9 protein-coding genes are annotated in these 15,181 nt (G+C 63.3%); 8 read left to right on the plus strand and 1 reads right to left on the minus strand.

All coding sequences use genetic code 11. The features are described 5' to 3' along the window. Positions 1–131: 131 nt before the first annotated feature. The 3 genes from VGY55_03615 (at position 132) to VGY55_03625 (ending at position 3,873) form a co-directional block, all read left to right on the plus strand. On the plus strand, positions 132–2,810 hold the full coding sequence (locus VGY55_03615; GenBank protein ID HEV2969052.1) for a DUF11 domain-containing protein: 2,679 nt from the start codon (positions 132–134) through the stop codon (positions 2,808–2,810). A 198-nt stretch (positions 2,811–3,008) separates the two neighbouring features. Then, the gene (locus VGY55_03620) at positions 3,009–3,497 is read left to right on the plus strand and encodes a hypothetical protein (GenBank protein HEV2969053.1); all 489 of its coding nucleotides are present in this window, start codon (positions 3,009–3,011) and stop codon (positions 3,495–3,497) included. A gap of 139 nt (positions 3,498–3,636) precedes the next feature. Next, positions 3,637–3,873 (plus strand): hypothetical protein, encoded by a 237-nt coding sequence (locus tag VGY55_03625; GenBank protein HEV2969054.1) that lies wholly within the window; start codon positions 3,637–3,639, stop codon positions 3,871–3,873. Positions 3,874–4,047: 174 nt separating this feature from the next. On the opposite strand, the gene VGY55_03630 is transcribed toward VGY55_03625, so the two are convergent. Then, positions 4,048–7,332, minus strand: coding sequence for a BamA/TamA family outer membrane protein (locus VGY55_03630; protein HEV2969055.1), 3,285 nt, complete (start codon positions 7,330–7,332; stop codon positions 4,048–4,050). A 393-nt stretch (positions 7,333–7,725) separates the two neighbouring features. On the opposite strand from VGY55_03630, the gene VGY55_03635 reads away from it, so the two are divergent. The 5 genes from VGY55_03635 (at position 7,726) to VGY55_03655 (ending at position 14,988) form a co-directional block, all read left to right on the plus strand. Next, positions 7,726–9,774, plus strand: a complete 2,049-nt coding sequence (locus VGY55_03635; GenBank protein ID HEV2969056.1) for a helicase C-terminal domain-containing protein — start codon at positions 7,726–7,728, stop codon at positions 9,772–9,774. A gap of 244 nt (positions 9,775–10,018) precedes the next feature. Next, on the plus strand, positions 10,019–12,118 hold the full coding sequence (flhA, locus tag VGY55_03640; GenBank protein ID HEV2969057.1) for a flagellar biosynthesis protein FlhA: 2,100 nt from the start codon (positions 10,019–10,021) through the stop codon (positions 12,116–12,118). A 195-nt stretch (positions 12,119–12,313) separates the two neighbouring features. Next, the gene (gene flhF / locus VGY55_03645; GenBank protein ID HEV2969058.1) at positions 12,314–13,477 is read left to right on the plus strand and encodes a flagellar biosynthesis protein FlhF; all 1,164 of its coding nucleotides are present in this window, start codon (positions 12,314–12,316) and stop codon (positions 13,475–13,477) included. A gap of 7 nt (positions 13,478–13,484) precedes the next feature. Then, entirely contained in the window at positions 13,485–14,372 is an 888-nt protein-coding gene (locus VGY55_03650) for a P-loop NTPase (GenBank protein ID HEV2969059.1), read from the plus strand. Between the two features lie 355 nt (positions 14,373–14,727). Then, positions 14,728–14,988, plus strand: coding sequence for a hypothetical protein (locus VGY55_03655; GenBank protein ID HEV2969060.1), 261 nt, complete (start codon positions 14,728–14,730; stop codon positions 14,986–14,988). Positions 14,989–15,181: the final 193 nt, after the last annotated feature.

The raw sequence follows: 15,181 nt of genomic DNA on the forward strand, positions 1-15,181 counted from the left end.
ACCCTACGATCTGGTGCCGTCTGCACCGATTAATCCGGTCGCGCTGGCGGTGATGCATTCTTGCATCATGCGTGTTGCCGAACGGCAACACGTCGCCAATTCGCGTGCTAGGCTTTAGCCAGCGGAATAGTTTGCCTGGGCGTACCACGGCGATCCAAGACAGCACGACCGGATTGATCGACATGGCTGGGTCATCGGCCCGCGAACGGCGGTGGACCGCGGCGCTTGCGCTGGGGCTGCTCGCTGTTTGCGCGCTGACGCAGAGTGGTTGTCTGCGCCCGCCGGTGACACCGGCCGAATCGCTGGGCCAACAGCTCTATACGATTCAACCCGGCACTCCCGTCGCGGCGGCGCCGGTGGCGCCGGGTGCGATCGATCCGAACGCTCTTCCCTTGGCGCAGCCGGCCGCGCCCGTTATGCCGGGGCCGACAACCGTCGCTCCCCTGGCAACCGCTTTGCCAACTGCGCCGCCAATTGCCGCGCCCGCGCCGAATCCGGCGGCGGACTCCGGCCTGCTGCTCAGCCCCGGCGTTGTGGTGGCGCAGGTGGGTTCGAATGTCGTGATGGTCGCAAGCGTATTCGGGCCGGGTCGCGCGATCCTCGAGGGTCGGCGCGTGGAATGGATGCTCGCTCCCGGCGGCGTCGGCGAGATTACCGCGGTGGGGACCGCTCCTAGCGGGTTCCTGGGGTTGGGATCGTCTCCCGCCGCCAAGGTCAATCCGCTGTATGCCGTCGGCGAAACTTTCTCGCGCAGCATCGTCGTTACGCATGGCGCGGGTACCCAGCTTGGCGATCTCACGATCGCCCGCGGGCAGACTTGGATTACCGTCAGCTCGCCGAACGAAGGGGCGAGCTATGTCACGGCACTCGCCCCCGAGCTGGAGAACTGGGCGAGTCGGCAGCAAACGGCCGTGATTCATTGGGTCGATGCGCAATGGTCGGCAGCGCCGCCGGGAGTTGATCCGGCCGGATCGCGGCACACGTTCACGACAACCATCACGCGCCGCACCACCGGCGAACCGCTGGCCGGCTGGCGCGTCCGTTATGAAATCACTGGTGGCCCAACCGCCGGATTCGCACCCGACGCCGGACAGGCAATCGAAGTGCCGACCAACGATCTCGGTCAAGCCAGCGCCGAGATCTTTCAACCCAAGCCAGAAGCCGGGGTCAGCCCAATCCTGATCCAGGTAATCCGCCCGGCCGGAATTGTTCCTGGCGGGCAGCGCCTCGTCGTCGGCACCGCGGCGACCGAGCAATCTTGGACCGGTGCGGCGCTGGCGATTCCGAGTAGCCCAGCCATTCCGATCGGCCCGAGCAGTCCGACGGGCCCGACCAATCCGACCGGCCCGGCGCCGGCACCCGCCGCGCGAACCGCATTGCACCTCACCGGCCCGGCGCAGGCGTCGGTCGGCGCGACCGCCAGCTATCGCATCGAGGTCACGAACGCGGGCGATCAACCGGCGACAGGCGTGATTGTCGCCGATCCGTTGCCAGATGGATTAACGTATCTCCGCAGCACTCCGCCAGCGGACAATGCGGCGCCGGGGTCTGGCGCGGGAGGTCAGGCGACCGGCGTCGCGGCGAACCTGCAATGGAACCTCGGCACGCTGCAACCCGGCGAGAGCCGCGCAATCGCGTTGGATGCGCGCGTCGAGCGCGCCGGTGCTTTCAATCATTGCGCGTCGGTCAGCACGGCCGACGGCGTGACTGGGCAAGAGTGCGTGACGACAACCGCTCGCGCCGCCGCAATCGAGCTTCGACAAACGGGTCCCGACAAAGCGGCCGTCGGCCAGCAAGTGCGATTCGAGGTCGAAGTCGTCAATCGGGGCGATACGCCCGCCACGGGCCTCGTGCTGACCGATCGCTTCGACGACGGCTTGATCAATGCCCGACAACCCAGCCCCATCTCGGGCGCGTTGGATCCGCTCCAGCCCGGTCAATCGCGCAAGGTCGGGATCACGCTGAAGGTGGCCAAGCCGGGCCGCCTCTGCAACACCTTCGAGTTGACGGGTCCGGGCGTTCACGAAACGACGCAGGCCTGCCTCGACGCGAGCGAGGCCGCGCCGCCGCCGAAGCCAGCCCTCTCTTTGAAAGTCACCGGCCCTGCGTCGGCCCGCGTCGGCGACGTCGCGTCCTTCGTCATCGACGTCAAGAACACTGGCGATGCGAAGATCGCCAACGTTCGCGTCACGAATAAATTCGACGCCAGCTTGCTGCAAGCGAAAGACGCCAGTCAGGGTTACGAGCAAAACGGAACCGAACTCTCGTGGACGATCGCCAACTTGGATCCGGGGCAAACCGCCGAGCGGCGAGTCAATTGCACTTGCCTTGTCGCGGTCGCCCGGACTTGCGATGTGGCGACCGTGAGCGACGGGCGCGATTTGACGCTGGGGGATCAAGCCTGCTTGGAGATCGTGCCGGTCGAGCCGCCGCTGGCCGCCGGCGGCAAGTTGAGCCTCGCGGTCGCCGCCCGAGCCAATCCGATCAACGTCGGCGGCGAGACCTCGTTCGTCATCACGTTGAGCAACGCCGGGCCGAACCCCGAGCGGAAGGTCGCGCTCTCGGTGACGATCCCCGAACTCATGCAATATATCGAAGGCGCGACGCAGAATCCAACTCGGGCTAACGTGGACGGCCAAAGCATCCGTTTCGAGCCGATCGTACAACTCGAGCCGAACAAGCCCGTGCAATTCGAGATTCACGCCAAGGCGAATCGCGCCGGCGACGCCACGCTCCACGCTGAAGCCATCAGCCAGACCACGACCCAGCCAGTGGTCGGCGATGCGACGGTTAAAATCGTCGCCCAATAGCGTCATTCTTGACGTGTGCTCGCTGGGCTGCCTAGCATAGAAACGGTGACGCGTGTTCGCGAAGTTCGCGTAGGGTGCGTCAAGCGGTCCTCCGCGCAGACGCACCGTTGGTCCTGGTCCACGGTCACTGCCGGTGCGTCTGCGCTTTGTTTGACACACCCTACAGCCAGGACTGGCCCGGAAATGCGTGGGATTCAGATGAAATCCGTGGCTTGGACATCTCGACTCGCGCTGACCGCGATTTGGCTCGCGGCCGGTTCGCTTGCGATGCCGCGACTCGCCGCGGCGGATGACGAGGCGCCCTGCTGCCGCGAGCGGCGGTTTGGTCCCTATATTACGCCCGATCCCCGAGCAACCGCGCCAACTTTGGCGCAAGCGATCGATACTGGCTTGCTGCCGCCGTTCGGGTGGGGTTGGTATGGCGTCGGCTTTCCGGGTGTCTGGGGCTGGGGCGGCTACTGGCGTCCGTATGCAGGCTACTATCCCTATCCCTATGGATACTCCGGCCGATTCTGGTATCCAAACGGTCCCGCGGTGCCGTATGCACCATTCGGTGCGTACGGCGGACCGGGCTATTTCGGCCCATTTTCCTCGCCCGGCTATTCGCCGTATTCATTCCAAACTTCTTATGGCACCGGCGCTGCGCCCGACGGCGGAGCGGCTCATCCTGGCCAATATTATTGGTAGCCCGTTCAACCTCGGTCGGCCGAAGAAAAGAATGTGTCGCACGGATGCCCCGTTGCGGAATTCGCCAGAATTCCGGGATCGACTGCGGGAATCGGCAACGGAATCCTTGCGAATTCCGCTACGAAGTAGGAGACGGACCATGAAGCGTTGGCTGCTCGGCGCCGTCGGCGCGTGCGTTCTCGCCGCCGCGGTTTTTCTCTCCGCGCGTCGCGCGCAAGCCGACTATCCGCAGTATCTCTTCATCCAGCCGACCTACGGCGGTTATGGAAACGTCCAGCCGGCGCAGACCTATGCCTACGGCTGGTTCGGCGTCGCGCCGCGCCAGCAATGGACTTGGCACTGGGATTACTACGGCGACCGCTGGATTTGGCGCTAGCGGTGCACAAAACTGAGTTGTCGGGTGCCCTGGCCACTGCTCTGAGTGGCCATGCGTCAACTCCAGTTCCATGCCCACGCCGACCTGCTGGCGTCGGTGCCCGCGTGGGCATGGCACCCGGCTTGTTACGCTTTCACGTGACGTTTTTCGTCACGACGGAGCGTGACAAGTACACTACCGCGCCAAGCCCACGAAGAAACTGAAGATTTCTTCGCGGTCGCCGGGAGCGTGGTGGATCGGCACGGCGAAATCCAGGGCGATTGGGGCCGGCCCGAGAGCGGGGATGGAAATCCGCAAGCCGAGGCCGGGCGCGATCCGGTAGTCGCGCCATTTGACTTCCGTATCTCGCTCGACGGTCCCGTAATCGACAAACGCCACGCCACGGAGCACGTCATCGGCGGTGATGGGGAAGATGTATTCCGCCGAGTTGAGCCACTCGAAATTGCCGCCGACCTGCACTCCCTCGTCCAACGGCGATGCCCCGCGGAAGGTGAAGCCTCGGAGCGTGGAAAATCCGCCGGCGAAGAAGGCGTCGTAAATCGGAGTGTTGCCTCCGGAGAAACCGATTTGGCTGCCGAGCCCGAGCACGTGCCGCCCCGAGCCGTCCGGCCGCTCGGCAATCTTGTAGTATTGCCGCCCTTCGAGAGTGACCTGCGGATAGGTGAAGCTGCCGAAGACCTGCTCGTAGTTCACTCGGATCAAATGCCCTTCAGTCGGCAGGAAGCCATTGTCGCGCGTGTCGTGGGAGAACCCGGTGCTGACCCCGTAGGCCTCGTTGTGGCCGAGCACTCGCTCCAACTCCGGCGGCGTCGGCGTGGTCGGATTGTAGATTCGGATGTTCTCGGCTCGCAGCCCGACGTTGCCCGCCAGATCGGGAGTAAAGAAGTAGCCCAAGCCGATCCGGCCGCCGACGCGGGCTTCGCTCCAGTTCTCGTAGATGCGCGTGAAGTACGAGGCGCTCGTGCTGAGGCTGACTGGCGTGTCGAACAAGTAGGGATTCTGGAAGCTGATCACGTACCGCTGCACGAGCGTGCCAGGCGAAGCCTCGACGCGAAACCGTTCGCCCATCCCGCGGAAGGCCGTGCCGTCCCGAAAGTCCTCCCAGCTAGAGGGCCAGCGGTTGATGTCGAAGTTTTGCTCGTCGATCACGATATTGCCGATCAGCCCGGCATCCGAGTTCACCCCGACGCCGACCATCAGCTTGCCGGTTTGAGTTTCGTTGGTGTACACATCGAGCGGCAGCATCGGCTGCACGTCGACGTATGGCTGGGCGCCCCCGACGATCTGACCAGGCCCGGCGGGAACTTGCTCCGGTGCGATCCCGCCGCCGGGAAGTTGCGCTAAGCGCGGATAGCCATCGGCACTCGGGGCTGCTGCTGGGGGAGCGCCGTACGCGGGGCTCGCGCCATAAACGTTCGGCTGCCCTGGCGGCGCGGCGTAGGTGCCGTTGTATGCGTTTGCCGGAGTCGCCGCCGGATATGCGGCTGGTTGCCCGTACTGCGGGTTAGCATACTGCGGAGCGGCTGTCGGCGGCCCGTAACTGGTTGGCGGATACCCGGCTGGAGTCGTCGGATCGGGCTGATAGCGTACCACGCGCGACATCGAATCGGGATCGGTCGGCTGCATCGCCCAACCGCCGCTCGGGGCTTGGCCGCGAACCACCATCGCTTGGCGTTGTGGCACGGCGTCGGGGCATTGTCCGCGAACGATCGGCTGCCGGTCGCCTCGCGGGACCTCCGCCGCGTGAAGCTGGCCGGCGACTCGTTGCCAGACGTTATCGTCGATCCACGTGTCGGCGTCTTGTGAAGCCGGGCGCGGAACCGGCGCGGCTTCCGCCGGCATCGGATCGAGGTCGGGCCGTCGATCAGCTCCGGGCAGCAAGGTCCCATCGACATTGACCGAGACAAAGACGTCGCCTCCGTCCGCTACGTCGGGGCTCTGGCCGCGATAGTTGTCCGGCGTTGACGAACTCGATGACGAGCCGCCCGTCGCGCCGAAGCGTTTACGTCCCTCGGGCCGTTCGGCGATCGCTTTGTCCGGATCGTCGCCATTGACGGGGCTGAAGTTGATTTTCGGGCCTTTGATCGGATCGGCGGCGAAGATCTGACTCGCCTTCAGCCGTCGCTCGGCGCTGCGGAGCTTCCGAGTGTCGATAACGTCGCCGGGATAAATTGCGAGCCGATCGTAAATGGTGCTGCTGTGCGTATGGGTGCTGTCCCCTTGAATGTTGATGTTGATCTTGCCGACTCGATAGCGGTTCCCCTCCTTGATGTTGTAGATCAGATCCATTTCTGGCTGACCTTCGAGGAGCCGCGGGTCGGGCTGAATATCGGCAAACACATATCCTTTGCCGCCATAGAGATCGCGGACGATGTTGAGATCGTGGTTCATCGCGCCCTGATTGAACCACTGGCCGCTGGTCAGCTTGAGGTCTTTGCTCAGCTTGTCGTTGCCGATCTTGTCGTTGCCGATGAAGGAGACGGTGCGGATTTTGAAGCGCGGGCCTTCACTGATCACGAAGGTGGGAGTGACCCAAGTCTGCTTCGCGTCAACCTCTATCTCTCGGTCGACCGTGGCCTGGAAAAAACCGAGGCCGCGGTAGTAGGCGGTCAGCTTGCTTACGTCTTCGTCGATCTTTTTGCGATCGGCATAGCCCTTGAAGATCCAACCGATCGGAGGTTTGGTTTCGATTTGCGTGCGGAGCCGGCCGGAGCTGACGATCGTGTTGCCGACGAATCTGGTCCACCAGATTTTCTGCGCCCGTCCCTCGTCGATCAGAAAGATCGCCCCGCTGTCGCCGGGCTTGTTGCCCTCGATGATCGTGACGCGGGCTCGGTCCCAGCCATGCTCGAGATAGTAGGCCTCGAGCTTGTCGCGCGCTTCCTTGATAGAATACGGGTCCATCCCGTCGTTCACCTTCAGATCGGTCTTGCCGATCAGATCGCTCGTGAGGACGCCTTGGTTTCCGACCATCTTGATATAATGAATGATCGGGCGCTCGACGACGTGGAAGATGACCACGACCCCGGAGGGCGTGTTTTGGAAATCGGCGCGGACGTCGATAAACTTCCGGCTCTTCATCAGTTTCCGGACGTCGTCTTCGACGATTTGCGGATCGTAGGGTTCGTTCTGCCGGGTGCCGAGCTTGGGGAGCTGGCCGCGGCGCGTGGAGTGCATCCCGTCGAAGACGACATCGACGACGCGGGTTTCGCCGAGGCGCGGAGCGGCCGCGGCCGACGGCGGACCTATGCCTTCCGGCGTCGTCGGGCGATAGGGCACGGCGCTTCCCGGCGCTCCGGTCGGCGGCGGCACGTATTGCGGCGCGGCCTCCGCGGGCATGGCGCCGGCGGGCGAGAGCGCCGGCCCCTGGGCGGCGGCAATGCCGCTCACGCACGACGCCAACACCAGCGCCCAGCCAGCGCTGCGGCGGATCAACGGGTCGCTAGGGACGCCGGCCATCGTGGGGATTTTCCCAAGGCTAGAGATGTAAGTGCAGACAAGAATTTGCGGCAGCCGAACGGGCGCACTGAAAGGGCCGCTAGAAATACAAGAACCCGTCCCTCGCGACAAGGTGAGTTGCAGAAAAACTGAGGTCGGAAATCGGAGTTCGGAAGTCGGAGGTCGGAAATCGGATGTCGGAGTTCGCCCTCGTTAGCCCCGTCGCTTGCGACGGGATGGCCCGCGCCGGACGTCGGAAGTCGAAATGTTGGAGTGCAGCCCTAGGCTGCGGCCGGCAGGCTAAAGCCTGAACTCCAACTGCCCATAGGATTCAAATGGCGAAGGTGGTAGCTTGGGATAATTGAAGAACGAACGACCGAGCGCGCCCGCCGGTAGCAACCAAACAGATCTTTCATGCTAGCTGCGGCCGACATTCTGGGTTCCACCGGCCGCGTCGCGGCGCGGCTGGAGAACCGCTATGAGCAGCGGCCCGAGCAACTGGCGATGGCCGATGGAGTAAGCCGGGCGATCCAGCGCGGAAATCATCTAATAGTCGAGGCGGGCACCGGCGTCGGCAAGAGCTTTGCCTATCTCGTGCCGGCGATTCTCGCGGCGACTGGCGAATTGCCGCTCGACAAGCCTCCCGCGAAGCGTTCGAAGAGTGCCGACGAAGAAGACGACAAGCCGCCGCTGCCGCGGGTGATCGTCTCGACCCACACGATATCGCTTCAGGAGCAATTGATCCAGAAGGACCTGCCCCTATTGCGAAGCGTCATGCCGCAGGAATTCACGGCCGTGCTGGTTAAGGGGCGGAGCAATTATCTGAGCTTGCGACGGATGGAGACTGCCGTTGGCCGCGCGGCGAGCTTGTTTCACGACGAAGCGGAGTTCACGCAACTTCGGCAGCTCGTTCAATGGTCGAAGGCCACCAGCGACGGCAGCTTGAGCGATCTGGAGCTTCGCCCGAATCCGGCCGTTTGGGATGAGGTAGCCAGTGACAGCGGCAACTGCATGGGGCGAAATTGCCCGACGTACAAGAAGTGCTTTTACTATCAGGCTCGCCGCCGCGCGCAGCACGCCCATATTCTTGTGGTCAATCACGCGCTGTTCTTCAGCGATCTCGGCCTGCGCCGCTCCGGGGTGAGCATCTTGCCGGACTACGACATCGTGATTTTCGACGAGGCCCACACGATCGAAGCGGTCGCCGGCGATCATCTGGGACTCAGTGTCACCTCGGGCCAGATCGATTTCGCGCTCACGCGGCTCTACAACGACCGCACCAATCGCGGCTTGCTCGTTCACTACAAGATGAAAGAGGCGGAGCAGGAAGTCGATCACTGCCGCCGCCGCGCGGAAGAGTTCTTCGAGTCCCTCGCGGATTGGCTCGCCGCCCGCCCGAACTCGAACGGCCGCGTCGCTGCGCCCGAGATCGTGCCGAACCGGCTCACGCCGTCGCTCAAGAAGTTGGCCCGAATGCTCAAGGACAAGGCCGACACGCTCAGAGACGAAAAGGAAAAGCACGATTTCCTCTCGGCCTACGAGCGGCTGCTGTTGCTCGGGGGCGAGATCGAGCAATGGCGCACGCAGGGGTTGCCCGATTCGGTCTATTGGATCGAGCGGACCAGGTCGCGCCGCGGCCGGCCCCGGCTCGAATTGGCGGCCGCGCCGATCGACGTCGGTCCGCTGCTGCGCGAGCTGCTCTTCGACGAGACGCCCACCGTCGTGCTCACCAGCGCCACGCTTTCGATCGGCAAGACGGCTTCGTTCGATTTCTTCAAATCGCGGATTGGGCTGACGAAATCCGACAGTCAACGATTGGGAAGCCCGTTCGACTATCAGCGGCAGGTCGAGTTGATCTTGTTGGACGGCATGCCCGACCCTTCGGACAAGCAAAGTTACGACCGAGTAGCGATCGAGATGATCCGCCGCTACGTGGAGCGGACCGACGGCCACGCCTTCGTGCTCTTCACGAGCTACGACATGATGCGCCGCGCCGCCGCGGCCCTCGCCCCGTGGCTCGCCCAGAAAAACATGCCTCTGTATTCTCAGGCCGAAGGGCTTTCGCGCACGCAGATGGTCGATCGTTTCAAAACCGATCCGCGGGCGGTTCTGTTTGGGGCGGATAGCTTCTGGCAAGGGGTGGATGTGCCGGGAGACGCTTTGCGAAACGTGATTATCACCAAGCTCCCCTTCAGCGTCCCCGACCGCCCGCTTCTGGAAGCTCGGCTCGAGGCGATCCGCTCCAACGGCGGCAATCCATTCGCCGACTATCAACTTCCCGAAGCCGTGCTCAAGCTCAAGCAAGGCTTCGGCCGCCTGATCCGCACGCAAACCGACACGGGGCTGGTCGTGGTCCTCGATCCGCGCGTCCGCACCAAGCCCTACGGCAAAGTGTTCCTCGACTCGTTGCCCAACTGCCGGCGGACGGTCGAGCGCGTGGACGAGTCGAAACAGTTGTTTTGAGCAAGCGGGGCAAGACGAACCCGCCTCCTGCTCGAAACCGCCCTGGACAGTCGCCGCGCTTTCGATTACCTTCCGCCCCTCTTCTGCACGGCTATTCAGTCGCAATTTCGTTTCCATTTAGGAACGCCTAACAAATCCGGCCGGGAGAAGGGGACAGTCCCCGTTTTGCTCCGCGGACTGCGCAAAAGGGGGACAGTCCCCGCCGGATTTGTTAGGCGTTCCAAGTAACTTCCCGGAGATGCGGATGGCTTCAGCGGCCATACCTCGCGCCAGCGGTGTGTCGCTCGGGCGTTGGCAAGACCTGATCCTTCCGGTCGGGATCATTGCCAGCGTGCTGGTGATCATGGTCCCGATGCCGGCGGCCTTGATGGACATCCTGCTGTCGGCGAACGTCACCGTGGCCGTCATCATTTTGTTGACGACGATCTACGTGCGCACGCCGCTGGAATTCAGCATCTTCCCGTCGCTGCTGTTGGCCACGACGCTCGCCCGGTTGGTGCTGAACGTCGCCACGACGCGGCTGATCCTCACCCATGCGGGCACCGAAGGATTGCTGGCCGGCGGACACGTGGTGAAGGCTTTCGGCGAGTTCGTCGCGGGCAACGAGTTGGTAGTGGGGATCATCATCTTCGTGATCGTGATCGTGATCCAGTTTCTCGTGATCACCAAGGGGGCGACGCGCATCAGCGAAGTCGCGGCCCGTTTCGCTTTGGACGGCATGCCCGGCCGGCAAATGGCGATCGATGCCGACCTGAATGCCGGGGTGATCGACGAGAACGAGGCCCAGCGCCGCCGCCAGGAGATCACCCGCCAGGCCGACTTTTTCGGAGCGATGGATGGTGCCAGCAAGTTCGTCCGCGGCGACGCCATCGCTGGCATCTTGATTACGCTGATCAACATCATCGGTGGGCTGGTGATCGGGGTGGTCGAGTCCGGAATGTCGCTTTCGGAAGCCGGCTCGATCTTCACGAAGCTCACGATCGGCGACGGCCTGGTGAGCCAAGTCCCGGCGTTCTTGATCTCGCTGGCCGCGGGCTTGATCGTCACGCGCAGCAGTTACGAAGTGAATCTGCCGGTCGAGTTCATCCGGCAACTGTTCTCCCGGCCGCAAGCGCTGGCGGTGACCGGCGGGTTTCTGTCGGTATTGGTCTTCACAAATCTGCCGACGATCCCATTGGTGCTGATCGGCGGAAGCTGCATCGGCATGGCCGTGATGCTCTCGCGGCAAAAGCAGCGCGACACGGTTGCCGAGGAGAATAAAGTCAAAGCCGCCGCGAAAAAACCGGCCGAGGAGCGGATCGAAGACTATCTCACGACCGACCCGATGGAGATCGAACTCGGCGTCGGGCTGATTCGCCTGGCGGACCCCAAGCGCGGCGGCGATCTGCTCGAGCGCATCCAGCGCGTGCGGCAGAATATCGCCGCCGAGATGGGCATCATCATGCCCAAGGTTCGCATTCGCGACAACATGCGACTCGAGCAAAATCAATATCGCCTGAAGATCGCCGACGTCGCGGTCGGCGGCGCGAACGTCGAGCCGACCGGCCTGCTCGCCATGGATTCCGGAACGACGACCGGCAAGGTCCGCGGCATCGAGACCCGTGAGCCGGCTTTCAACACCCCGGCCATCTGGATCGATGCCGGTCAGCGGAGCCAGGCCGAAATCTACGGCTATACGGTGATCGAGCCGGCGAGCGTGCTGGCCACGCACCTGACGGAAACGGTCCGCAAACATGCCGACGAGCTGCTCACTCGCGATGCCGCCAAGCACCTGATCGATCAGCTCAAGCAAACGCAGCCGGCGGCGGTCGAAGAATTGATCCCCGGCCAGATGAAGCTGGCGGAGGTGCAGCGCGTGCTGCAAATGTTGCTCCGTGAGCAGGTGCCGATCCGACAGTTGGCGCCGATCCTCGAAACTCTCGGCGACTATGCCTCGCGCACGAAGGATCCGATCTTGCTCACAGAATATGTCCGGCATCGCTTGGCCCGCACGATCTGCACCCGCTATCGCGATAAGCAGGGCCGATTGCACGTGGTGACGCTCGACCCCGCGCTCGAAGATCGGATTCGCGCCGGCATCGACCACGGCGAGCGCGGTATGTTCATCCGCATGTCGCCGCAGGCCGTCGAGACGACCTGCCGGCTGATCGCAACCGAAATCGAGAAGTTGGCGAGGGCCAATCATCCGCCGATCGTGCTAGTAAGCCCGCAGATTCGCGCCGGCCTGAAGCAGATGACCACGCCCCATCTCCCGCGGCTCGTCGTGCTGAGCTTCAACGAAATCACCCGCGACACGCAAATCGAATCGGCGGCGCTGGTGACAGACGTGGGGGCGAGGGCCTAGGGGCGAGGGAGTTGGCCATGGTTCGCGTGCCGGAGGGTTTGGAATAACGATCGTTGCCGTTTGATTTCGGCACGCAAAGCGTGCCTTACCAGGTAAAGGAGCAGGAACAGCGAACGGCGTCGATGGAGCCGAGCGGCCGGGACCGAAATCCACGTCCCTTTCCCCTCACCCCTCGTCCCTCGCCCCTCTCACCACATGGATGTAAAAACCTATCGCGCCCGGACGATGCAGGAAGCGCTCAATCTGGTGCGCCGCGAACTCGGACCGAATGCGGCCGTTTTGCAGACGCGCGACGTGCGGACCGGCGGATTGTTTCGCCTGTTGCCCGGCATGAGGCGCGTCGAAGTGACCGCGTCGGCCGATGTCACCGTTCCCAGCCGAATGCCGTCGCGCACTCGGGAAGCTGACTTCAACGATGCGGCCGGGCTGGACCTTTCCTCGGCGCCGCGGCCAGATTCGCAGGAATATCGCCGCAAGTTCCGCGACGAACTGCAAGGGCAGTTGACCGATCTGCACTCGATGGTCGAGGACCTTTGCCGCCGATCGCAAAGTTCGCCGCCGCGCGATCTGCCGCGATCGCTGTTCCACTTGTTCACCGATCTCATCGAGGCGGACGTCAGTGAGGAGCTGGCCCGCGAGCTGATCGAACGCATTCGCGGCGAATCGCCGGGGGACGATCTGGCCGACGAGGTGCTCGCCAAGGCCCGCATCGCTCGGATGGTCGAAGACGAGATTCAGGTCACGGGACCCATTCGCGCCGAGCCGGGGCGGCGGCGGCTCGTCGCGCTCGTCGGTCCGACCGGGGTCGGCAAGACCACCACGATCGCCAAGCTGGCCGCCAATTTCCGCCTGAAAGAAAAGCGGAAAGTCGGGTTGATTACGGTCGACACGTATCGCATCGCGGCCGTCGAGCAGCTTCGCACCTATGCCGACATCATCGATCTGCCGATGGCCGTCGTCTCGACGCCGCGCGAGATGCGCGACGCAGTGGCCCGGATGAGGGATCTGGAATTGATCCTGATGGACACGGCCGGCCGCAGCCCGCGCGACGAAGTGAAGATTCAAGAATTGAAGTCGATGCTCTCCGAAGCCGCGGCCGACGAGGTGCATCTCGTGCTCAGCAGCACGGCTGGGGCCGCGAGCCTCGTGCGCACCGCAGGGCAATTCGCCGCGGTTGGCGCCACGACGCTGGTGCTCACGAAGCTCGACGAAGTGAACGGGCTCGGGAATCTCTTGCCGCTGTTGCGGTCCTGCAAATTGCCGCTGAGCTACGTGACCGACGGACAGAATGTCCCCGATGACATCGAACCGGCCGACCGACGGAAATTGGCACGCATGGTTTTGGGAATGGAGGTCTGACGCCGTAATGCACGATCAAGCCGACGAACTGCGAATCCTGGCCCGACAGTGGGCCACCGATGCTAAACCCGCCGCGCAAGGTCCGAGAAAGATCGTGGTCTCGGCCGGCAAAGGGGGCGTGGGAACCACGACCGTTGCCGTGAACCTGGCCGCGTCGCTCGGGCGGCAAGGCTGCCGCACGATCCTAATCGACGCCGATTTCAGCGGCGCCGATGCGGCGATGCTGTGCGGCATCGAATCGCGCGACACGATCGCCGACGTGCTCTCCGGCCGGCGCTCGGTTCACGAGGTGCTGCAGCCCGGACCGGCCGGCATTCAAGTCGTCCCCGGGATTTGGTCGCCGGGCTCGATTCCCGATTGCTCGCCTGCCGCGCAGCAACGCTTGCTGCGAGAAATCGATCAACTCGCGCGCCATGCCGAAGTAGTCGTGCTCGACGCGGGGAGCGGATTGAACCACATCGTTCAGAAGTTCTGGCGAGCGGCTGATGAAGTGCTGGTGGTGACGACCGCCGAGGCCGTTTCGATCATGGACGCTTACGCGGCGATGAAGCTGTTCCTCGCCGGGCATTCGGCGATCAACGTGGCGACGGTCGTCAATCAATCGCCGCAGCCCGACGTGGCGGTAGGCGTGCATGCCCGGATTGCCCAGGCCTGCCAGCGGTTCTTGGGAATGCGAATTCATCGCGCCGGATCCGTGCCTTGGGATTCAGCAGTGGCGATCGCCAATCGCAGCGGCAAGCCGCTGGTTCTGGAAAACTCGGAATCGCCCGCCGCACGTGGAATCGATCAATTGGCGGAACGAATCCTGACGCCGAACGGAGCGACCGACGACGGCGATGCGGAAGATATTTTAGATGCAAGCATGACACGGATTGCAGACAACATTGCGGCGTGAGCGCGCCTTAGCCGACGCTGCCAGCGTCGGCAGGGCTTTTTACTTTTTCACACCACCAGGTTTGGGGCGACCACTTTAATCACTAGCCCGAAGCGCTAGCGAGGGAATTCTCTTGGAAAGCCAGAACCCTCGCTGGCGCGTCGGGCTAGTGTGCGGTTCCCAAATTAAAAAATGAAACGCCCTGCCAGCATCGGCAGGGCGAGCTACAAAACAATTTGGAGAATCAACAACCGTCATAAGGAACAATTCAATTGTGCGGATCGCGCGGCCGATAATAAGGAAGACCGTCGGCACGCGACGGGTCGTTAAAATACACCGATTACGGCAAGTTTGACGGCAGCCGCGAGATTCGCTCATGGGACGCGCCTATGCCGGAGTCATGGGATCGCTCGCGTTTTCAACGGTCATGCTGCGGTGCGTGCTGCGATCGAGCGCCGTCGAAGCGGCGGTCGGACAAGCGGTGATTGGCCTGTTCGTCTTCGCGGCGATTGGCGCCGCGATCGGACAACTAGCCGGCTGGATCGTTGACGACTCGGTTCGCGCTCAACTGGCGGCCGAGATGGCAGCCAGTGCGAATGCAAACAACAAGGCGGCGGCTGGGACGGTGAAAAAGTAGTTAGGAGCTGTTTCAAAACCGCCGGGGGCTGTCCCCATTTTGTGCAGTCGCGGAGAAAAATGGGGACCGTCCCCTTTTCTTGGCGGTTTTGAAACAGCTTCGAGTGATGCGTCACGCGAGATGGATCTCGCGGTCAAGATCGACGCGCGAACAATCACGGAGGATTGCATGGCGACGACGCTCGCACCTGAGG

It is taken from the genome of Pirellulales bacterium (assembly GCA_035939775.1).
Classification (GTDB): Bacteria; Planctomycetota; Planctomycetia; order Pirellulales; family DATAWG01; genus DASZFO01.

Bases quoted from the DNA above. Each gene is read 5' to 3' on its own strand.
- VGY55_03620 (HEV2969053.1), top strand. From the start codon at position 3,009: ATGAAATCCGTGGCTTGGACATCTCGACTCGCGCTGACCGCGATTTGG.
- VGY55_03625 (HEV2969054.1), top strand. From the start codon at position 3,637: ATGAAGCGTTGGCTGCTCGGCGCCGTCGGCGCGTGCGTTCTCGCCGCC.
- VGY55_03630 (HEV2969055.1), bottom strand. From the start codon at position 7,332: ATGGCCGGCGTCCCTAGCGACCCGTTGATCCGCCGCAGCGCTGGCTGG.
- VGY55_03635 (HEV2969056.1), top strand. From the start codon at position 7,726: ATGCTAGCTGCGGCCGACATTCTGGGTTCCACCGGCCGCGTCGCGGCG.
- flhA (HEV2969057.1), top strand. From the start codon at position 10,019: ATGGCTTCAGCGGCCATACCTCGCGCCAGCGGTGTGTCGCTCGGGCGT.
- flhF (HEV2969058.1), top strand. From the start codon at position 12,314: ATGGATGTAAAAACCTATCGCGCCCGGACGATGCAGGAAGCGCTCAAT.
- VGY55_03650 (HEV2969059.1), top strand. From the start codon at position 13,485: ATGCACGATCAAGCCGACGAACTGCGAATCCTGGCCCGACAGTGGGCC.
- VGY55_03655 (HEV2969060.1), top strand. From the start codon at position 14,728: ATGGGACGCGCCTATGCCGGAGTCATGGGATCGCTCGCGTTTTCAACG.